Origin of the sequence: Bradyrhizobium sp. B117 (genome assembly GCF_038969555.1) — a bacterium.
Taxonomy (GTDB): domain Bacteria; phylum Pseudomonadota; class Alphaproteobacteria; order Rhizobiales; family Xanthobacteraceae; genus Bradyrhizobium.
The window spans coordinates 8,686,076-8,702,372 of sequence record NZ_CP152414.1; the positions used below are offsets into that span (position 1 = coordinate 8,686,076).

13 protein-coding genes are annotated in these 16,297 nt (G+C 57.7%); 9 read left to right on the forward strand and 4 right to left on the reverse strand.

Translation table 11 applies throughout. The features are described 5' to 3' along the window. Nucleotides 1-58: 58 nt before the first annotated feature. The 4 genes from AAFG16_RS41350 to AAFG16_RS41365 all read left to right on the forward strand — a co-directional run bounded on the left by AAFG16_RS41350 (nucleotide 59) and on the right by AAFG16_RS41365 (nucleotide 4,314). Nucleotides 59-1,432, forward strand: a complete 1,374-nt coding sequence (locus AAFG16_RS41350) for a pitrilysin family protein (protein ID WP_271609090.1) — start codon at nucleotides 59-61, stop codon at nucleotides 1,430-1,432. A gap of 807 nt (nucleotides 1,433-2,239) precedes the next feature. Further along, entirely contained in the window at nucleotides 2,240-2,989 is a 750-nt protein-coding gene (locus AAFG16_RS41355; RefSeq protein ID WP_092218284.1) for a hypothetical protein, read from the forward strand. Between the two features lie 58 nt (nucleotides 2,990-3,047). Further along, the gene (locus tag AAFG16_RS41360) at nucleotides 3,048-3,767 is read left to right on the forward strand and encodes a hypothetical protein (RefSeq protein ID WP_092218285.1); all 720 of its coding nucleotides are present in this window, start codon (nucleotides 3,048-3,050) and stop codon (nucleotides 3,765-3,767) included. Nucleotides 3,768-4,014: 247 nt separating this feature from the next. Then, a complete protein-coding gene (locus AAFG16_RS41365) occupies nucleotides 4,015-4,314 on the forward strand; it encodes a hypothetical protein (RefSeq protein WP_244553898.1) in 300 nt (99 codons plus the stop codon). Between the two features lie 143 nt (nucleotides 4,315-4,457). On the opposite strand, the gene AAFG16_RS41370 is transcribed toward AAFG16_RS41365, so the two are convergent. Continuing rightward, entirely contained in the window at nucleotides 4,458-4,685 is a 228-nt protein-coding gene (locus AAFG16_RS41370) for a hypothetical protein (protein WP_342734622.1), read from the reverse strand. Between the two features lie 1,426 nt (nucleotides 4,686-6,111). Here AAFG16_RS41370 and AAFG16_RS41375 point away from each other — a divergent pair. From AAFG16_RS41375 to AAFG16_RS41395, 5 genes are all read left to right on the forward strand, one after another. Then, a complete protein-coding gene (locus AAFG16_RS41375; protein ID WP_092218288.1) occupies nucleotides 6,112-7,182 on the forward strand; it encodes a cytochrome-c peroxidase in 1,071 nt (356 codons plus the stop codon). Nucleotides 7,183-8,329: 1,147 nt separating this feature from the next. Continuing rightward, the gene (gene modC / locus AAFG16_RS41380) at nucleotides 8,330-9,454 is read left to right on the forward strand and encodes a molybdenum ABC transporter ATP-binding protein (RefSeq protein WP_194389705.1); all 1,125 of its coding nucleotides are present in this window, start codon (nucleotides 8,330-8,332) and stop codon (nucleotides 9,452-9,454) included. A gap of 54 nt (nucleotides 9,455-9,508) precedes the next feature. Further along, nucleotides 9,509-10,183: a DUF2478 domain-containing protein gene (locus tag AAFG16_RS41385; RefSeq protein WP_092218289.1), complete on the forward strand. Its 675-nt coding sequence runs from the start codon at nucleotides 9,509-9,511 to the stop codon at nucleotides 10,181-10,183. 1,316 nt (nucleotides 10,184-11,499) lie between these two features. Beyond that, nucleotides 11,500-12,054, forward strand: coding sequence for a peroxiredoxin (locus AAFG16_RS41390; protein WP_092218291.1), 555 nt, complete (start codon nucleotides 11,500-11,502; stop codon nucleotides 12,052-12,054). Between the two features lie 6 nt (nucleotides 12,055-12,060). Further along, nucleotides 12,061-12,609 (forward strand): carboxymuconolactone decarboxylase family protein, encoded by a 549-nt coding sequence (locus tag AAFG16_RS41395; protein ID WP_271609055.1) that lies wholly within the window; start codon nucleotides 12,061-12,063, stop codon nucleotides 12,607-12,609. 230 nt (nucleotides 12,610-12,839) lie between these two features. On the opposite strand, the gene AAFG16_RS41400 is transcribed toward AAFG16_RS41395, so the two are convergent. The 3 genes from AAFG16_RS41400 to AAFG16_RS41410 are packed head-to-tail and all read right to left on the reverse strand — an operon-like array spanning nucleotide 12,840 to nucleotide 15,604. After that, entirely contained in the window at nucleotides 12,840-13,136 is a 297-nt protein-coding gene (locus tag AAFG16_RS41400; RefSeq protein ID WP_092218293.1) for a ferredoxin family protein, read from the reverse strand. Between the two features lie 39 nt (nucleotides 13,137-13,175). After that, nucleotides 13,176-14,483, reverse strand: a complete 1,308-nt coding sequence (locus AAFG16_RS41405) for an FAD-dependent oxidoreductase (RefSeq protein WP_271609091.1) — start codon at nucleotides 14,481-14,483, stop codon at nucleotides 13,176-13,178. An 11-nt stretch (nucleotides 14,484-14,494) separates the two neighbouring features. Continuing rightward, complete coding sequence (locus AAFG16_RS41410) at nucleotides 14,495-15,604, reverse strand: electron transfer flavoprotein subunit alpha/FixB family protein (RefSeq protein WP_092218294.1); 1,110 nt, start codon at nucleotides 15,602-15,604, stop codon at nucleotides 14,495-14,497. Nucleotides 15,605-16,297: the final 693 nt, after the last annotated feature.

Genomic DNA, 16,297 nt, shown 5'->3' on the forward strand with positions numbered 1-16,297 from the left:
GATCCATCCTTGCACACGACGTGAGATCCTCCTCGGGGGAGCCTCGCTCTCAATCGCGATGCTCGCTTCGCCCAATTCGCTTGCCGCCACGAGGACGCTTGCCCGGACCGGGATCAAGCGCCTGGTTTCGTCTTGCGGTATAGAAGCCTGGTTCGTGCAGGATTCCACTGTCCCGTTGATCGCGATGGAATTTGCCTTCACCGGCGGCGCGACTCAGGACCCCGAACAAAGACCTGGCGTGAGCCACATGGTCGCTGGCCTGCTCAAGGAAGGTTCCGCCGGGCTTGACTTCAAGACCTTCCATGAGCGGCTCGACCATCGTGCCATTGATCTGCATTTTCACTCGACCCATGATCACTTCCGAGGTTCCTTGCGCACGCTCAAGGACAACGCAGACGAAGCCTTCGACCTTTTACGGATGGCGCTAACCTCGCCCCGTTTCGACGCGACCGACGTCGAACGGATCCGTGCCACTGTGCTTGCGCGCCTTCGGCACGACTCGACCGATCCTTCGTCTCTGGCCCATCTCAAGTTCCTCGAAGTCGCCTTTAGCGATCATCCTTATGCTCGCCCAGCCGGGGGCTCGCTGGAGAGCGTGCCGAAAATCGAGATCGCGGATCTCAAGGGCTATGCCCGGCGCGTGATCGCAAAAGACACTCTCAAACTTGCGGTGGTCGGCGACGTCCGTCCAGAGGTCCTCTGCAAACTGCTCGACAAGACCTTTGGCAGCCTGCCGACCGAAGCGGAAGCGGCGCCGGTTCCTGAAGTCGTTGCAGCAAAGCCGCCACGGCGGCTCTTTATTCCGCTCGACGTGCCGCAGACAGTTGTGACTTTTGGCGGTCCAGCCTTCCGTCGCAGCGAGCCCGATTTCATGGCAGCCTATGTCGTCAACCACATCCTCGGCGGCGCCGGCCTGACGTCGCGTCTGTTCCGCGAAGTCCGCGAGAAACGCGGACTGGCCTATTCGGTTCGTGAGAACCTGGTCTGGCTGGATCATTCAGCCATGTTTCTCGGGAATAGTGGCACCTGCGCCGATCGTGCCGACGAAACGGTCGAAGAAATCGAGAAGCAGGTCCGCGACATCGCCGAGGAGGGACCCACTCAGCAGGAACTCGATGATGCAAAGTCCTACCTGAAAGGGTCGCAAATACTGGCTCTCAACACATCATCAAAGCTTGCGCGGACGCTGCAGCAGCAGCAGCTTGACAAGCTGCCCATCGACTATTTCGAAAAGCACAACGCCGTGGTCGATGGGGTGACGTTGGCGGACGCCAAGAGAGCGGCACGGCGGTTGTGGGGCGATGGTCTGCTCACAATTATCGTCGGCCGCTCCCCCAGGGACGCAGCGCAACCGACCACCATGCCACCGGCGACCACACCTCCGCCAGGCGCTCAGCAACTAGACGCTTCCCCGACGGCTCCACCGAATTGACGTTTTAGCAGCCCAGGCGCTTGGCAAGCCCCTGGCTGTTGCGCGCAGACTGGGTCTAACCACCGGCTTCAGCCTGCAGAGATATTCGCTCGTGGACAGTTACCATGCGGCCGCTCAAGCATCGTTTTTGCTCAAGCGCGTTGCCAAACAAGCAGTCCGGGTTGAAGTCTTTAGGACAACCAAATGCAAGATAGAAATCGGGGCTCCGCGAAGACTAAGTTGAGGCACTGTCGTCCTGCCATTGGGCAATAGCTCGGACGTGGAGATAACCGCTTACCAAATGGCTTGTCCTAATTCTTTTCATTTCCAGCCCAACCAGCGATGGCCGGATTTTCAGGATCATCTCAGTACTTGTCTGCCGAAAAGACGACGATCTGATCCAGCAGACCCTTTGATGATTGTCCAAGCCATAGTCCTACCGCGTAACACCGCCTTTACTCTTGGCTGAGCTCGCAATCTGACGCTACGTAAGATTCGGTTCCTTTATGCCGATCTAGATAGCGCGTCGATAGATAACCTATGGCGATGCGACGACCACAGGCATACCGCTGGTTCTTGGCGCCTTTTCAGCCGCTTACAAACCTCACGTAGATCACCACCACAAGTGATTCACTCCCCATTCACGGTGTGCGTTGTCGTTGCCATCTAAGGACGTCACTCGCTTGATGTTGACAATGTTCATCGGTTGAAGAGCTCTCGCGTCCGAAGGGTCATTGCCCCTTCTTTCTGCCATGTTCGAACCCAAAGCAGAGACGCGCCGGTTGCGCAATTTGCGCGCGGCAATAGCAAGTGTCTCAGGAGATTTCCATGGTGAAGCCAGTTGTAATTGTGGTAGGTGCGGACAAGGGAGGAGTCGGCAAAACGACCGTATCACGAACGCTACTGGACTACTTCAGCGTCAACAACGTGCAAACACGCGCATTCGACACGGAGTCGCCTCGGGGAACGCTGAAGCGCTTTTATCCCGAGATCACCGAGATCGTTGACATGACGGTGACAGCGGACCAGATGAAGATCTTCGATACCCTGAACTCAGGGCTGTCCGTTACTGTCATTGATGCTCGCGCAGGCTTACTGTCCTCCGCGCTGGCTTCCTTGCGCGACATCGGATTTCTGGACTCGGCGCGGTCTGGCCAGATAACGTTCGCGGTGTTCCATATCCTGGGATCATCCATCGCTTCGTTAGACGAGATCGCGGAGACCGCGACCTTCATGAACGGCGCAAAGTACTACCTAGTCAAGAACTTCATCAACGACACTCAATTCTTCCAGTGGGATCAAGCGACCTATAATTCCTATTTTCACCGCATCAAACATGCGACTGAGTTGGTCATACCGAAGCTTAACGAGATGGCTTATGAGCAGGTGGAAGTCGCATCCGTCCCATTCATAGACTTCGTCGCGAACAAGGGGCGGAACGATGAACCCGCGAACAACTCCTTCGTGCTGCGCGGCTATGTCCGTCACTGGCTGGCAAATGTCTGGAGCGAATTTGATCGCATCAACTTGACGGAATTGGCCGGCGCCAAGTCCGCCACCCGGGCCGGCGAGAAGTAGTCGCATATCGGCGAGCTCAGGTCGGGCCCACGTACGAAACGAAATTGATCTGCCGGCTATGTTAGCGACCCCCATCTACATCATTTGCTCTCCTAGCCCGCAGGTCGGTAAAACTCTCATCGCTCGGGCCATGAGCGAGTTCTTGCTGCTGAAAAATGGCACAGCACTGTCGTTTGATGTCAACTTGAAAGAGCCGTCGTTGCTCGACTACCTCCCCAACATCACGGAGACCGCGGATGTGACCGACACTTATGGCAAGATGCAGCTGATGGACCCTCTTATCATCCACGACCGGGTAGCCAAGGTAATCGATCTCGGCTTTCACGCCTTCGACGAATTCTTCAGGATGTGCGAAGAGATCGGCTTCATGAAGGAGACGGCGCGCTGCTATGTCGCCCCCATCATTCTCTTCATCGCGGGCGCTGACCGCATCTCCTTTCGCGGTTATGAAATGCTGCGGCGGCGAATTCCGGCGGCATCGCTGGTCATCGTCCACAATGAATTCGTGCTTCGTAGCGAATTACCTGAAGCGATGGATGGCGAGCGGGTGCTTCGGATTCCCGCTCTTCCGCTGTTCCTCAAGAGATATATAGACCGGCTTGGCTTTTCATTCACTGGATATCTACGGAACGAGAATGACTGGTCCACCGAGCTGCATCAATGGATTCGACGGAACTACAGCATGTTTCGCGATCTGGATACGAGTGTGATGCTGAGAAAGGTCTATCGACCTCGGGGCACGGATATCGACAGCCTACGTTGCACAAGAGCCACTTGAGATTCCGATCTGCCTACCATCTATTCGTCCGGCCTATGGGTTGGTCTTCGATGGCGCTCTCAACGGTCTCGCACGCATGAATTGCGATTTACGACCCTTCAGTGGACTGCGCATCTTTGCTCACCGAACGAACGGGCGGGAAAGTCGCGAGTCTTCGGATGCAATTATTCGGCAGGAATGCGGGGCCAAGGAATGGCCGCTCGATGACCATCGCTATGCTTGATACTCCAGGGACGAAGCATCTGTGATGACTTCAATTGATGATGCGTTAAGTGAGATCAGATCGCTGCGGAGCGAAATCTGGCGGTGCCGTCGACTCCTTAAAACGGACCTACCTGGCGCGGAGCGCGAGGCCGTTGAGAATCGTCTGGTTGAACAACTTTCTGCCTTTGAACGGCTCTTGTCGACGGCGTTTCCTTTGACCTTGAGCCCGAAACGGTATTCGGCCAAGAGCATCACGATCGGGCAAACTGATTCCCTTGAAGCACCCATCGACAACGCCGCAATGGCATCAAGCAGTTCCTTCGGGAAGTCGATGGGCGGATAACAAAAGAGGTTTCCTGCTCTATCTGTATCTTGAGCCCGGCAGTCGAAATCAGGCTATTCGCCAGCTGAGAAACCTGACGAAGAGCACGACGGAACAACCTCCAACGCTAACGTTCCGGCGATGTTTTGCCAGTTATAGCCGACTTAGCCACCTGCCGGAAAATACTTGGTTGCCGACCACAACGCCATAGATTGATGGGCAGCACAAATTCCTGCAGATGTCCTGCCGTAACCACCGCAGTTACGCAGATTGTCCTTCCGACCAGCTACGACCAAGCCGATGGCAATCTCACGGCGGGCCCAAAGTCGGCGGATCGCTGCAGCGCTGAAGAACGCAACTGCTTCAGTACGAAATTGAAGTTCAGAGCGCATTGCAATCTCGTATCACGCGTGGGCGCACATCGATCGCTGATCGGGGCTAATCGATTCACGGAGCTCAGCCCCCGGATAGATGAACTGCGGCGCGGTCGGCTGATGCTTCAGCCCGATCGACTTTAGGCCACGCTGGCCAAACTCTGGCCCGTAGGTCTGAACACCTCACTGTCGCTCAGTTTCTGCAACTGCCACTCGGACGCCTCACTCTCGATGGAGGACGACCGGAAGCCTATTGAGACGCCGTCTTGGTCCTTCGTTTCTCTCCGCCGCAATTGGCATCATGCGGCGGCATTCGCCGCGTAAATTGTTGAAATTGTCCCTAAGGCAAAAGATGGCTACCTCCACATCGCGAGGCCCTCTAAAGCGGTCACAGAAGCGCATCACGTCTAGTCTGCATGACATTAAGACTTGCTCGGCCCCACGATCTCGCGCACGAGCTTGTTCTGTGCACCACGTGGCTGCGATCGCGATCACGATCGCAGCGAGGGCGGATGCACAGCAATGCGCATTGCAAATCCAGCTCATTCGTCGCTCTTGATTCACCAAACCTGTCTTAAGCCGCATATCCTTCACTATTATTCTTTGCCCCGCGAGCGAAATCTGTTTGCCGGATTGGGCGCCTCGGCAGCCATGATCGAGCCTGCTGCGGGGCAGCCGCAATGATTACGGCCCCCGAATCATCGTCCCGCCACGCGCAACGCGCTCTTGCGAAGACGGAGGTACGACAAGATCGGCCGTTTAGAGCATGTGTGGCGATGCTGTCTCCCCGGTGGCGTTCTGCTTCGCAATGCCTACAACCTGACGCCACGGTCGATTCAAGCACTTTGAGCGTCCGGCAGGTGTGAATACGTGCTGAGACGGGCTTACCCACATTGGTGGCAGTAGGACGAACTCCCGACAACTGCACGCCTGACTGACGGCCTTCAGGTAGGAACGTCACCGATGTTGGTGGCGATTAGCTTAGTGTGGGGGTGGAAGGCTCAAAGCGCACGCATCGAGGCGAGCAGCGACAAGCTGCGCCGGCGCAGCTCGCTTTGTTCGCGGTTTCAGCCAGCTGACCTGCAGAGTCAAATAGTGCCGTACGGGTGAGTTTCCGAGAAGCACGGAGGCTTGGAACCGACAGGCCGGGATTCCTGTGGCTGGATGATGATTTGTCGCACCCGTCACGTACCGTCGATTCGACAGCCTCAAGCCGCTCGCTGCAATTCACAGCGCGCAATTGCATGAAACCAGCCCATCAGGCTTCGCCCTTGGGCCCTGGCACGCCGGTTGCTATAGCACCGGCGGAGCGTCGGCCTGGGTGCAGCCTAGCCTAGCATACGGAAGACACCATTCGTTGACTGCTGCACGTCGTTCTGGGGGCGGACGCGGACCGAGCGCTATGTTTGCGATTCCAGGATCTAGGAGAAAAGCGAGACATCACATGAGGACAATAGTGTTAAGCGAGCTTTCCAGGGCCTGCAGGTTAAGTGTTGTGGCGTCAGCCATTCTGGTTTCCCCAGCAGCCGGCGCCAATGAGGATCTGATGCGCGCCGCCAAGCGGATTTTCAAGCCGATTCCCTCAGTCGTTCCAGCGGTGAAGGACAATCCTATCACCCATGAAAAGGTCACGCTTGGCAAATCCTTGTTTTTCGATTCGAGGCTATCTGCAAGCGGAGTTATCAGCTGCAACACGTGTCATAACCTTGGGACGGGCGGGGTAGATGCCGGCCCGAGATCGATTGGTCATCGCTGGCAGCTGGGGTCTCGTCGTGCGCCAACAGTCTATAACGCAGTCTTCAACGTGGCGCAGTTCTGGGATGGGCGAGCGGCGGATCTCAAGGCGCAGGCAGCAGGCCCTGTCCAGGCCAGCGTCGAAATGAATGCGACGGCCGATCGCGTACTCAGCACATTGAATTCAATGACCGATTATGTCGTTATGTTCAGTAAGGCTTTTCCCAACGAAGCGGTGCCCCTTACGTTTGAAAACTTCGCCAAGGCCATCGAGGCTTTCGAAGCGACCTTGATTACTCCCCACGCCCCCTTCGATCAGTACCTCGAGGGCGATGAGTATGCTCTCAACGATCAGCAGAAAGCCGGGCTAAAGCTATTCATCGAAAAGGGATGCTCCTCTTGTCACAACGGAATCAACGTCGGCGGACAGGATTATTTTCGCTTCGGCATCATCAAAAGGCCAGCCGAAAGCCAGCTTCCAAAGGAGGACAAAGGCCGTTTTGCCGTCACCAAGGACCTCGGCGACGAGTATGTTTTCCGCTCGGCGCCGTTGCGCAACGTCGCATTGCGTCCGCCCTACTTTCATTCTGGTCAGGTTTGGAGTCTTAAGCAAGCGGTCGGCGTGATGAGTGAGGTTCAGCTTGGAGCAGAGCTCAGCGATGAAGAAACTGACGAAATTGTCGCCTTTCTGAATTCGCTCACCGGACAGCTGCCGAAGATCGAGTACCCGATACTGCCCACGCGCACCATTGCAACGCCAAAGCCCTCCTTAGACAAATAGGCCTTCAGGATAGCGACACGCTATGCGGTCCAAGCTGGAGCATTCAGCAGGCCCCAAATTGCGGGCGTCGAGCCCCAACCCGTTCGTCGCCGACGCCAGAGTTCCTTAGGGGCAGGTCAAATCATCCCATCTTGGGCAGCTCAATCCTTCGTCGACTCGCGAGTCGACGAAGGCCCGCGCGCCCTGAAATATGTCCGTAACCCGTGCTGCTAGCAAGACGTTCTGCCGTAGCTCGCGGGCACCGCATATCATCTCACATCAGCCCTTTTTTCAAGCGCCCGGCCCCCGACCTTCTCCTCCGCACAGATCGGAACGTGCGCCAGATCGGATGGCATGCACTTGTCCCTCATTGAAGAGTTTTACGCTCATGTTCGCCACAGCACCATCCCCAATCCAAAAGGCGACGGATCATCCTCAGCTTCCATGTGGTAGCTCCTACATGTGCGCATGGCGACGCGAGCGTCCACAGTCCTACAATAAGATGCGGCGACTTAAGACGTCGGGTGAAGACCGATACAAAACCTCGCTTGCCGCAAGACGCGCAGAAATTCCTTGAAACGGCACGCGGATTGCTGGGTAGGAATCAACCAGTCGCCGCCAAGGAAGGAGCGCGGGGAGAGTTTCAATGAGATTTATCCGATTCATCCTGATCGATCTGGCTTTGATGTGCTCGCACCCGAGAATGCAGAAGCCATGACCGTGGCTCCCGGCGCAAACTTCAAATCGGCTAGCAAAGCCGTGGGATCCTTGATGCGGATTTCCGGCTCCGAGCCAGTATTCAGCTCTGGCCTGAGCCGACATCTTTACCGCCAAACCTCTCAAGCCGCGCCATTTGGACATTCAGCAGAAGCCGCCGGACCGGCGAAGCAGGCTGAAAACCTCGCGCTAAGGGACAGGCGCTTTGCCTCTCATTGGCAAGCGCACTGGGCAGCGTCCGACTGTCACGATCGTCGCGGCGCGGAGATGCTCAAGAAGCCTCTGATCTTAACACAGATCTGCAGTCCGCCGCCGCAGCTTACGCCCTCAGGCGAGCAGAGACGCCGTGCTGGAGCGGCACAGGCCGGATTATCTGAGGCATGGCGATCATCTCTGTTGCAGCGATTGTGCTCGTGACTTGGATGGGAAGACACAGCACAGGCGCAGGTTCATGAGAGAAGCAAAAGCGGGCTACATTGAGGTTGCGTTCAACGGCTCTCTCGCGAACATTCCGTTAGATGCGCAATTCAGGCTGCCGGCCAAAGGCGTCACGGCAATTTTTGGTCCGCCCGGGTGCGGCAAGACCACACTCGCGCGCTGCATCGCTGGCGTGCAGCATGTGCCGACTGGATTTTGTGCGGTCGATGGAGAGATTTGGCAGGATGAGACGACCTTTCGACCGCCTCATCTGCGTCCCGTCGCATATCTATTCCGACCACCAATTCCTCTTTCTCATTGGTCTGTACGGCGCACCCTCCTATACAAGGCGTCAACATCGACACCAACACTAATCGATTTTGATGGAGTGGTCGAATTGCTCGACTTGTCACCGCTGCTCGAGCGTTCGCCGTCACATCTTTCCGCGGCCGAGCGACAGCGACTTGCCCTTGGCAGCGCGCTGTTGGGCCAGCCCCAGCTACTTTTGCTAGACGATCCACTCATTGTGCTCGATCGCGCCGCCAAATGCGAGATCCTGCCATTTCTCGAGCGCATGCGGGAAAAGCTCCCATTGCCGATGATCTACATCACCCAGGATTACGCTGACATCGAGCGTTTTGCCGATCATCTTGTCATGATGAAAGATGGCGTCGTGACTGCGGCCGGGCCGCTCAACGTCGTTCAGAGCGATCCGGCGCTAGCCGGGCGCGGCGAAGCGGCAGTCTGTCTTGATACCTTGGTCGGCGGTTATGACGGGCGCTATGGGCTGATCATGCTTCGCCTCAACGGGGCGCGCCTTCTGATACCTGGAGTGCCGCTTAGACCGGGCGCGCAGCTGCGGCTGCGCATCGCAGCCGGCGATGTCAGCATCGCGTGCGAGCCCCCACGTGCAAGCTCTATTCTCAATGTATTTCCGGCACGCATCAAAGCCTTTCTGCCGTTCAACGAGGCGGAGGTCACCTTGGCTCTGGCTCTTGAAACTGGCCGTTCCGGCGTGCCGCTTTTGGCGCGCATCACGCGCCGCTCCTTTGATGCGCTACGGCTCAGCAATGGGGCGAACGTTTTTGCGGAGGTCGCGCGCGCCGTTCCGCTAGCGGCTGCCGAGCGGTGCTTGCAACGCCTGCCACGATCCGCATGAGAGCGTTCGACAGCATTGCCCCGATAGGAGAAACACATCAACAGGAACCCGGCCGTGATCGATAATCTGGATGAGATAGATCCGAATAGTGTGGGGGCTATTCTCTACCGTCCAAAAGACGATGTGGATAGGCTACTCGCCGATTTCGCGCAGGATATCGCGCAGCAAGGGGTACGCATCGGCGGCATCGTGCAGCGACACGCGAGATGCGCAAATGGCACGCACGTCATGCTCGCAATCGACGTTGCGACAGGACAAGAGATCTCGATTTCCCAGCCACTCGGCAGCGGAGCTATGTCCTGTAATCTCGATACAAATGGGCTTGCCGAGGCCGCAGCTGTCGTTTCCCAGGCACTTCGCAAAAAGATCGATCTTCTCGTGATCAACAAATTCGCCAAACAAGAAGCCGCTGGCCGGGGCCTGCGCGCCGAATTCGTTGACGCGATCACCCAAGGCGTACCAGTCCTGACAGCCGTTCCGAAAAAACGCCTTGGCGACTGGCGAACCTTCACCGCGGGCGTTAGCACGCTGCTGCCTTGTGATCGTCAATCCTTGGAGCAGTGGTGGCGCGAGATCTCAAGGCGCCGGGCGCGCGGGGCCATCAGCACCAGCTCCGGTTATTTGGGGACGATGATACCGGATCGCTTGATGACGACGATGAGACTGTCGACAACTTCGTCCCCGAAATCGCCCATCGGGCTCTTTCGCCGCCTCCGAAAACAGCCTTAGCTCTTGCGTCCGCTCCCACGCTCTGCGTCCCGCGATGCCTTGCGAACGTGCCGATTGCGGACCTTCTATGGCGAGAGTTCAACCAGCTGCCCGTTCAGCGGCGCTGTGTAGCGCATGCTGCTGAACGGCCTTGTCCCGCAAGTCAGATTGGTAATCGGTTGCGGCCGAGCCAAGATGAGCGTGCGGAACATCGACGCTATAACGCGTGCTGCTGAAGGAACTGTACCGCAGGTTGGACCTTGGCGGCACCGGAATCGAACCACCAATATCCTTACGGCGGATATTTTCATGCGACCGGGCGGCTGGAGCCTCGGGGGAACTCGCCTCAGGCAAACTCTGCTCAGAAGAGCGGAGCTGCAGCTCGCCAACTGCTGCTCGAAGCCAGCTTGATCCGGAGGCTCGGCATCGGCCTCTTGCGCACGCTGCTCATGTTGCTCGGCGCACCAGCGCATCCAATAGTTCGGATCCGCAAGACCGCATGCCGCACATCTGGATCGAGATTGGGCTGATCAATTGCCGCTGGAAGACCCACCGTGATTTGATACTTGCAACGGAACGTCCCGCTTCGCATTCGATTCTTCACGCCAATGCCCTCAAATCCCCGACAAATCGGGTCGTGCCTGCACAGCCACATGCCTAACGCACCTAAGATCTTGAGACATTGAGGTCTCTCCTTCTCATAAAGGAGCTTCAGAGTGATCGCCGCATGTATGATCCAGACTGTACAACCTGACGCCACGTAGAGTCCAAGCCCCAATCGCCGCCGAAGGCGAGCCCGGTTGGCTTTGAAGCGTTTCAGGATCCGGCAAACCCTCGAGCCTGGCGATCTAGCGCCGCTTGAAGCGCCTCAATGCGCGAAGCGCCGTAGCCTATGATTACTCGCACCTTGTTTGGTAGCCGCGAGCATCTGGCCTTACTGGCGCAATCTGTTGTCGCGGCGATACAGCCGCTCTTGTTTGCGCTAGATGCTACGAACCTCGCGCCTCGTCAGGTTCCATATTTCCATTAGATCTCGGCAGGCCGGCAATCAATTATCACATTGATGGCGAGATGAGGAAGTTTGCTCTAAGGGACGCAGAACGGTCTTTGCCCAGACGCTTGCAGTGCGAACATCTCAGGCGGCCGCGCAAAGCAAGACTGTTTTCATGAGCCTTGGTAAGGAAGCGCTTGGCTACAGATTTTTCTCGGATCGACGCTCCAAGCGCCCGGGTATGCCTGTATCAAAGCCGCTGGACTCCACTCCTGAGAACGCATGGCACATAGCTTGCTTCAACAGTGAAGCCACCTTCTACAGAGAGCGAATTTGTGAGGACAGCATGCTCGGAATTGGAAGTCAGTTGCCGCCGTTCGAAATCACAGGCGTGAAGCCCGGTTTTCAAGCGCAGGAAGAAGGAGGACAGAGTGCATTCGAGACGCTGACCGAAGCGAGCTTTCCAGGAAAATGGAAGATCATCTTCTTCTATCCCAAGGATTTTACCTTCGTCTGCCCGACAGAGATCGCTGAGTTTGCCCGGCTTTCCAAGGAATTCGCCGACCGCGACGCGGTGGTACTGGGTGGTTCGACCGACAATGAGTTTTGCAAGCTCGCTTGGCGGCGCTCACATGTCGACCTACACGAACTTCCAATCTGGCAGTTTGCCGACACAAAGGGAACGCTCGTCGACGGTCTTGGCGTGCGTTCACCCGAAGGGGTTGCCTATCGTTACACCTTTATTGTTGACCCCCAAAATACGATCCAGCACGTCTATGCGACGAATCTCAGCGTCGGGCGCAGTCCTAAGGACACGCTCCGCGTTCTAGACGCGCTGCAAACCGACGAGCTCTGTCCCTGCAACCGCGAAATCGGCGGCGAAACCTTGAAGGTTGCTTGAGGCAGCATGTCGTCGATCAAACAACTAAGCGACCAGATTCCCGATTTCGCGAAGGATGTCAGGCTGAACTTGACCTCCTTGATGGCCGATGAGACGCTTTCGCCACAACGAAAATACGGGCTGCTGCTGGCGAGCGCGATTGCCACTCGCAATGCAGTCCTGATTGCCGCTATGGAATCGGCTGCGTCCGCTGTGATGACATCTGTGGCGATTGCCGCAACGAAAGCCGCAGCCAGCCTCATGGCAATGAACAACGTTTACTACCGCTTCGCTCACCTTGTCTCCAACCCGGAATACAAAACGATGCCGCCACGGCTGCGTATGAACGTGATCGGCAATCCCGGCGTGGACAAGTCCGATTTCGAGCTGTGGTCGCTTGCGGTCTCCGCCATAAACGGCTGCGGTGCCTGCATCGATGCCCATGAGAAGACACTCAGAGCCGCGGGCGTCAATTCCGAAGCGATCCAGACCGCCGTGCGCTTTGCCGCGATCATGCAGTCAGTGGCAATCGCAATCGAGGCCGCTGGGCCCGACCCCTCTCAGGCGAGGGGCTGATCCTTCCTCTACCATCCGGTTGACTGCGTTGTGGCGCCACTCAGTGAGGTCACAACCAGTCCTTCGCGGCTCCCGAACGAGCGGCACATCTGCACGTTATGGCTTGTGCGGCGTTCCCCCGAAGAGTGTCTTGCTCGAGGTCCCGGCGCCGCGCAAGTGACGCGGAATGCGCCAATGATGCGGTGAAGCCCTATCGCCTAACTCGGTCGCACCACGGCTCTGTTCCGCTATCAGCCAAACTTGAACTGCACTCCATATCCGCCGCGCGGATGGCTCCATTCGATGTCGCCGGTGGGCTCGGCGATCACGCGGCAGGTACCGCACTCGATGCAGCCGTCAACTGTTATCTCGACTTGGCCGTTGTCGTTTAGCTCGTAGCATCGCGCTGGGCAGGCTTTCAAAAGTGCAAGGAGCTGCGGCGATGGCGTCGTGTGCGCACGGACCTTGACGTGAGGGTGACCGATGTCGACAAGATAGCGATTATAATACAGCTTGTCTTCGACGCGGACTGGCGATTCGACATTCATGCTTTGACCTTCCATTGTTGGGCTTCACAACTGTCGCGGTCAGCGCCAGGCCCGGGCAAAACGACAAGCATCACCGAACAGACCTGCCCATGACCGCGCCTTGACAAAGGATTTCAGGGTCGCCTTCTCCTTCTCAGCCTTGGGCGTACCATCGACGCGCACGAAGTTTTGCATCGCCTTGGAGATGAGCTGCGGATAGGTGAGAAAGAAGTTTTGTGACTGGGTATGCATTAGGGGCGGCAAATCCTTGTACTTCTTTAGATCTTTGATGACGAAGGAATCGTCTAGCATCTTCTTGTAGATCGACAGATTTGCTGCACTCATCGGCTCGCCGCGCGATTTCACCAGACCTATCGCTTCGGCGGCGATGCGGCCGGAAGTCATCGCGAGGTTGGAACCCTCACGATGAATGGCATTGTTGAGTTGGGCCGCATCGCCCACTACGACCCAGCCTTCCCCATACAGCTGCGGGATCGACTTGTACCCGCCTTCAGGAATGAGATGGGCCGAGTACTCCTTGACTTCGGACCCTGCTACCAGGGGTGCCACGGAGGGATGGCTCTTGAATTGATCGAGCAGGCCGTATGGCGTCTGGCCCGTGCGCTGGAAGTCGGCGACGAGACAACCGATGCCCAGCGAAATGCACTCTTTGTTGGCATAGATGAAACCCATTCCGGTCATGCCGCGGGAAATGGTACCGGCCGCCTCGATCACGACGCCTTCATCGCCCTTGAGATTGAAGCGCGCCTCGATAGTCTCGCGGGGCAAGAAGTGCATCTCTTTCACCGCGAGCGCAACGTTGTCGGGTCTCGGCCGCGCGCGCAGGCCCGCGCGCGTCCCGAGCAGGCCATTGACCCCCTCGGCCAGCACGACGACATCGGCATGTATTTCGCCGTCTCGGCGATCTGTACGAACACCGACGATTCTTTCACGCTCGTCCCGTACGAGCTCGGTGACGGTCGTCTCGCACAGTAAGGTCGCGCCAGCCTCCCGCACCTTGGAAGAGAACCATTTGTCAAATTGGGCGCGTATAATCGTGTACCTGTTCGGCCGTTCCTCGTTGAATTCGTCTGAACGGTAATGCATGCCGACATGGGAACGATCGTCCATCATCCAGAACCGCTGCTCAATCACGTGACGTTCGAGCGGCGCCTCCTCTCGAAACTCGGGGATCAGCTTTTCCAGCATGTCGGCATAGAGGATGGCGCCCTGCACATTCTTCGATCCTGGATATTCGCCCCGCTCGAGCTGCAGCACCTTCATGCCGCGCTTAGCCATGGTCAATGCCGCCGCGTTGCCGGCCATACCGGCTCCAACCACGATCGCATCGAATCTCTCTTCAATCATCATCATCTCCTCTAGACCGCGATCCGGGCGCGCGAGTTCGGCAAAAGGCGGGCGCGAAATGCGGCCGTCAGCGCGGGTAGCAGTTGGATGGCGTCGCTCACGATCGCGAGATGGGCAAAGTCGAAGATCGGAGCATTCTTGTCAGTATTGACGGCGACGATCAAATCCGCGCCCTCGACGCCAACGCGGTGCTGGATCGCTCCGGAAATGCCGGCGGCAATATAGAGCTTTGGCCGGATGGTTTTCCCCGTCTGGCCGATTTGCCGGTCAGACGTAACCCACCCTTTTTGTACCAGAGGACGCGAGCAGCCATATTCAGCGCCAAGCAGAGTTGCGAGCTCGCGCACCAACCGAAAGTTCTCAGGCGATCCCAATCCCAGGCCGCCCGCAACCACGACATCGGCATAGGCCAGATTGGAGGTTTCTGCATCGCGGTCGGGTAGAAACGACAATACCTTTGTGGCAATATCATCTTCGAGAAGACCGAGCGGATGGACGATGATACGAGCGGCATCGCGTACGACGCGCTCAGGCATCGGCATGACCCGCGGGCGGACGGTTGCCATCTGCGGACGATAATTCAAGGTATAGATCGTGCAGAGCAGCGAGCCGCCAAAGGTCGGACGCGTCGCCGCGAGCGAACCATCGGCGTCGACGTCGAGCGCGGTGCAGTCGGCAGTGAGCCCCGTCGACAGAGTCGTCGCCACGGAACCTGCGAGATCGCGACCGAGCGTCGTCGCCCCCAACAGCAGGATCTCGGGCTTGTAGGTGTTGACGAGTTCGGTTAGCGCTTTGGTATAGGATTCGTTTCGGTAATCCGACAAAACGTTGTCGCTCACGAGGTAGGCCAGATCGGCGCCATAGCAAAAGGCGTCAAGCGCGGCGTTACGTGTGTGCTGCCCTTCCGGACCGATAACGACAGCGGCAAGATTCACCTTTAGCCTGTCGGCCAGCCTGCGGCCCGCACCCATGAGCTCCCATGAAACCGGATGCACCTGGCCACGCTCCAGCTCGACGAAGACCCAGACGTGCTTGTACGCCTTGAAGTGCTCCGGCAGTTCTTTTTTGGCTGCTGCGCGCCCGGCCGGCGCCGGCATGATCGTTCTGGTGACATTGCTCATACTCTAAATTCCCCTCAAAGATAGGCGCGCCCGCGCCACAGGTTGCTTTTTAGCTTCCTTAGCTGAAGATCACTTTTGGTCAGCAAGTGGCCGGCTGCTCTGCCCCGTCTGCTTGGTCCGACCGGCCTCACAACAAGACGCGTCGTCGCGATAGACGTACCGGTCCGGCCGGATTTGGCGAGGTCTTCCACACTGAACGCTTGCGCGCCGCGTTTGACGAGCGCCACCGCGGTGGCCAGGGCGCCGCGGTGATTCTGACCATTCGCTTCCATGCCCGAGTTGGCGATTCCGTTCGCTGCGCAATACTTGCGCCTCAGTTTCCGCCCACCAGCTCCACATTGACTGTGACGACGAGCGCGATACCGGCGACGCACCTGTCACGCGATCCATGCCGAGCCTCCAGCGCGGACAGCCCGTATGGGCCGACGTTGGCCCTGTTCCTGACGCATGTTGCTATCCAGCATGAGCTGGATACAAATCTGAGCGAAATCCAGGGCCGATTTGATGCGGGCGACGCTGTGCATACCCTCTCCAGGTGTAGCGCGAACGGGCGACTTATCCATTGACCACCATCTCACCGTCCATATGGAGCCTTGATCGCGTCAAAGACCGTTTCGAGCGGACCTGGCGCGATCGTACGCCACGAGATGATGGCGCAGGGCTCGGCAGGCACTAAAAGCAGCATCATGGGTC

What these genes read in the sequence shown, in the direction of transcription:
- AAFG16_RS41390 (WP_092218291.1), top strand. Translation starts at nt 11,500, where the DNA reads ATGCTCGGAATTGGAAGTCAGTTGCCGCCGTTCGAAATCACAGGCGTG.
- AAFG16_RS41350 (WP_271609090.1), top strand. Translation starts at nt 59, where the DNA reads ATGCTCGCTTCGCCCAATTCGCTTGCCGCCACGAGGACGCTTGCCCGG.
- AAFG16_RS41400 (WP_092218293.1), bottom strand. Translation starts at nt 13,136, where the DNA reads ATGAATGTCGAATCGCCAGTCCGCGTCGAAGACAAGCTGTATTATAAT.
- AAFG16_RS41360 (WP_092218285.1), top strand. Translation starts at nt 3,048, where the DNA reads ATGTTAGCGACCCCCATCTACATCATTTGCTCTCCTAGCCCGCAGGTC.
- AAFG16_RS41410 (WP_092218294.1), bottom strand. Translation starts at nt 15,604, where the DNA reads ATGAGCAATGTCACCAGAACGATCATGCCGGCGCCGGCCGGGCGCGCA.
- AAFG16_RS41395 (WP_271609055.1), top strand. Translation starts at nt 12,061, where the DNA reads ATGTCGTCGATCAAACAACTAAGCGACCAGATTCCCGATTTCGCGAAG.
- AAFG16_RS41365 (WP_244553898.1), top strand. Translation starts at nt 4,015, where the DNA reads ATGACTTCAATTGATGATGCGTTAAGTGAGATCAGATCGCTGCGGAGC.
- modC (WP_194389705.1), top strand. Translation starts at nt 8,330, where the DNA reads ATGAGAGAAGCAAAAGCGGGCTACATTGAGGTTGCGTTCAACGGCTCT.
- AAFG16_RS41375 (WP_092218288.1), top strand. Translation starts at nt 6,112, where the DNA reads ATGAGGACAATAGTGTTAAGCGAGCTTTCCAGGGCCTGCAGGTTAAGT.
- AAFG16_RS41370 (WP_342734622.1), bottom strand. Translation starts at nt 4,685, where the DNA reads ATGCGCTCTGAACTTCAATTTCGTACTGAAGCAGTTGCGTTCTTCAGC.
- AAFG16_RS41405 (WP_271609091.1), bottom strand. Translation starts at nt 14,483, where the DNA reads ATGATTGAAGAGAGATTCGATGCGATCGTGGTTGGAGCCGGTATGGCC.
- AAFG16_RS41355 (WP_092218284.1), top strand. Translation starts at nt 2,240, where the DNA reads ATGGTGAAGCCAGTTGTAATTGTGGTAGGTGCGGACAAGGGAGGAGTC.